Source organism: Kitasatospora sp. NPDC057936 (assembly GCF_042887525.1).
Taxonomy (GTDB): domain Bacteria; phylum Actinomycetota; class Actinomycetes; order Streptomycetales; family Streptomycetaceae; genus Kitasatospora.
The window spans coordinates 1-3,038 of record NZ_JBHVPD010000199.1; the positions used below are offsets into that span (position 1 = coordinate 1).

2 protein-coding genes are annotated in these 3,038 nt (G+C 76.1%); both read left to right on the top strand.

The window, feature by feature from the left end; translation table 11 throughout:
* Nucleotides 1-30 precede the first annotated feature (30 nt).
* Nucleotides 31-1,326: a beta-ketoacyl reductase gene (locus tag ACFVU9_RS45345; RefSeq protein WP_387603949.1), complete on the top strand. Its 1,296-nt coding sequence runs from the start codon at nucleotides 31-33 to the stop codon at nucleotides 1,324-1,326.
* Between the two features lie 12 nt (nucleotides 1,327-1,338).
* Nucleotides 1,339-3,038 (top strand): type I polyketide synthase (locus ACFVU9_RS45350; RefSeq protein WP_387603947.1); only part of this gene is annotated, 1,700 nt, incomplete at its 3' end.

A 3,038-nucleotide genomic window follows, 5' to 3' on the forward strand; every position in this document is an offset into this window, starting at 1 on the left:
TGATTTGTATAAGAGACAGGCAACGTCCTGATCACCGGCGGCACCGGCGCCCTCGGCGCCGAAGTCGCCCGCGGCCTCGCCGCCGCCGGCGCCCGGCACCTCGTGCTGCTCAGCCGCCGGGGCCCGGACGCCCCCGGGGCGGCCGAGCTCCGCGAGGAACTCGCCGCCACCGGCACGGCGGTCACCCTCGCGGCCTGCGACGCCGCCGAACGGGAGGCGCTCGCCGCCGTCCTGGCCGCCGTGCCCGCCGAGCACCCGCTGACCGCCGTGGTCCACGCCGCCGGAGTGCTCGACGACGGAGTCATCGACGGCCTCACCCTCGACCGCTTCGAGGACGTCTACCGCGCCAAGGCCACCTCGGCGCTCCTGCTCGACGAGCTGACCAGGGACCACGACCTCGCCGTCTTCGCCCTGTTCTCCTCCGCCTCCGCGGCCGTCGGCAACCCCGGCCAGGGCAACTACGCGGCCGCCAACGCCGTCCTCGACGCCCTCGCCGAACGCCGCCGCGCCGACGGACTCGCCGCCACCTCCCTCTCCTGGGGCGCCTGGGCCGGCGGCGGCATGGCCGCCGACACCCGGGCCGGCGAGGCCGCCCGCCGCACCGGCATCCGGCCGCTCGACCCGGCCGTCGCGGTCGCCGCGCTGCGCCGCGCCGTCCTCGACACCGCGCCGACCACCCTGGTCGCCGACGTCGACCCGGAGCGCTTCGTCCGCGCCTTCACCGCCGTCCGCCCGAGCCGGCTGCTCGCCGAACTCCCCGGCTACGCCGACGTGCAGAGCTCGGGCGAGGACGACGGGAACGGCCGCGAGCTGCGCGCCGAACTGGCCGCGCTCAGCCCGGCCCGCCGCTCCGCCGCCCTCCTCGGGCTGGTGCGCGGACGCGCGGCCGAGGTGCTCGGACTGCCCGGCATCGAGGCCGTCGGCCCCGAGAAGGCCTTCCGCGACCTCGGGTTCGACTCGCTCGGCGCGATCGAGCTGCGCAACCGGCTCGGCGCCGCTACCGGCCTCGACCTGTCCCCGACGCTGGTCTTCGACCACCCGAGCCCGACCGAGCTCGCCGCGCACCTGCTCGGCCTGCTGGCCGGTGACGGGGACGCCGTGGAGCCGGGGGACCCCGAGCGAGACCGCCTGCGGGCGCTCGTCGAGTCCGTCCCGCTGGACCGCCTGCGGCGCAGCGGGGTCCTGGACGCGCTGCTGAGGCTCGCCGACGGCGCGTCCGCCCAGGATGCCCAGGAGGCCGAGGAGGCCGACGCCATCGACGCCATGGACCTCGACGACCTGGTGCAGGCCGCCCTGCGCAACGACCCCGACCACGCCCAGGACTGACGGAGAGCACCCATGACCACGCCCCACGACAAGGTAGTCGCCGCTCTCCGGTCCTCGATGAAGGAGACCGAACGGCTGCGCAAGCAGAACCGGCAGCTCCTGGACGCGGCCGCCGAGCCCGTCGCCGTCATCGGCATGGGCTGTCGCTACCCGGGCGGCGTCGCCTCGCCCGAGGACCTCTGGGACCTCGTGGCGGGCGGCACCGACGCCACCGGCGGCTATCCGGAGGACCGCGGCTGGGACCTCGGCGCGCTGGCGGACGCCGGCGTCGACGAGCGCGGCACCCGCGTCTCGCGGCGCGGCGGCTTCCTCGACTCGGTGTCCGGCTTCGACGCCGACTTCTTCGGCATCTCGCCGCGCGAGGCCGTCTCCACCGACCCCCAGCAGCGCCTGCTGCTGGAGACCTCGTGGGAGGCGTTCGAGCGGGCCGGCCTCGACCCGGCGGGCCTGCGCGGCAGCCGCACCGGCGTCTTCCTCGGCACCAACGGCCAGGACTACGCGTACCTGCTGGTGCGCTCCCTGGCCGACGCCACCGGCGACATCGGCACCGGCATCGCCGCCTCGGCGCTCTCCGGCCGACTCTCCTACACCCTCGGTCTCGAGGGCCCGGCGGTGACGGTCGACACCGCCTGCTCGTCCTCGCTGGTCGCCCTGCACTGGGCGGTCCAGGCGCTGCGGGCCGGCGAGTGCACGCTCGCCGTCGCGGGCGGCGTCAACGTGATGGCGACGCCCGGCTCGCTGATGGAGTTCTCCCGGCAGGGCGGACTGGCCTCGGACGGGCGCTGCAAGGCGTTCGCCGACGGGGCCGACGGGACGGGCTGGGCCGAGGGCGTCGGCGTGCTGGTGCTGGAGCGGCTGTCGGACGCGCGGCGCAACGGGCACCCGGTGCTCGCGGTCGTCCGGGGCTCGGCGGTGAACCAGGACGGCGCGTCCAACGGCTTCACCGCGCCCAACGGGCCCTCGCAGCAGCGGGTGATCCGCCAGGCGCTGGCGAACGCGGGGCTGTCGGCCGCCGACGTCGACGCCGTCGAGGGCCACGGGACGGGCACGCCGCTCGGCGACCCGATCGAGGCGCAGGCGCTGCTCGCCACGTACGGGCAGGGCCGGGAGGACGGGCGGCCGCTGTGGCTGGGCTCGGTCAAGTCCAACTTCGGCCACGCCCAGGCTGCGGCCGGGGTCGCGGGCGTGATCAAGATGGTGCAGGCGCTGCGGCACGGTGTGCTGCCGAAGACGCTGTACGCGGACACGCCGTCCTCGCGCGTGGACTGGTCGGCGGGCGCGGTGCGGCTGCTGACCGAGGCGCGCGAGTGGCCGGGGGACGAGCGGCCGCGACGGGCGGGGGTGTCCTCCTTCGGGATCAGCGGGACGAACGCGCACGTGATCGTCGAGCAGGCGCCTGTCGTGGATCAGGCGGAGGCGCCGGGCTCGGCGCCTGGCGTGGTGTCGTGGGTGGTCTCGGCGAAGTCGGAGGAGGCGCTCGACGCGCAGCTGGAGCGGCTCGGCGGCGTCGTCGGCTCGCCGGTGGACGTGGGGCTGTCGCTGGCCGGGCGGTCGCGGTTCCGGCACCGGGCGGTGCTGGTGGACGGGGTCGAGGTTGCGCGTGGGGTGGCGGGGGAACGGTCGACGGCATTCCTGTTCTCGGGGCAGGGGTCGCAGCGGTTGGGGATGGGGCGGGAGTTGTATGCCCGGTTCCCGGTGTTCGCGTCGGCGTT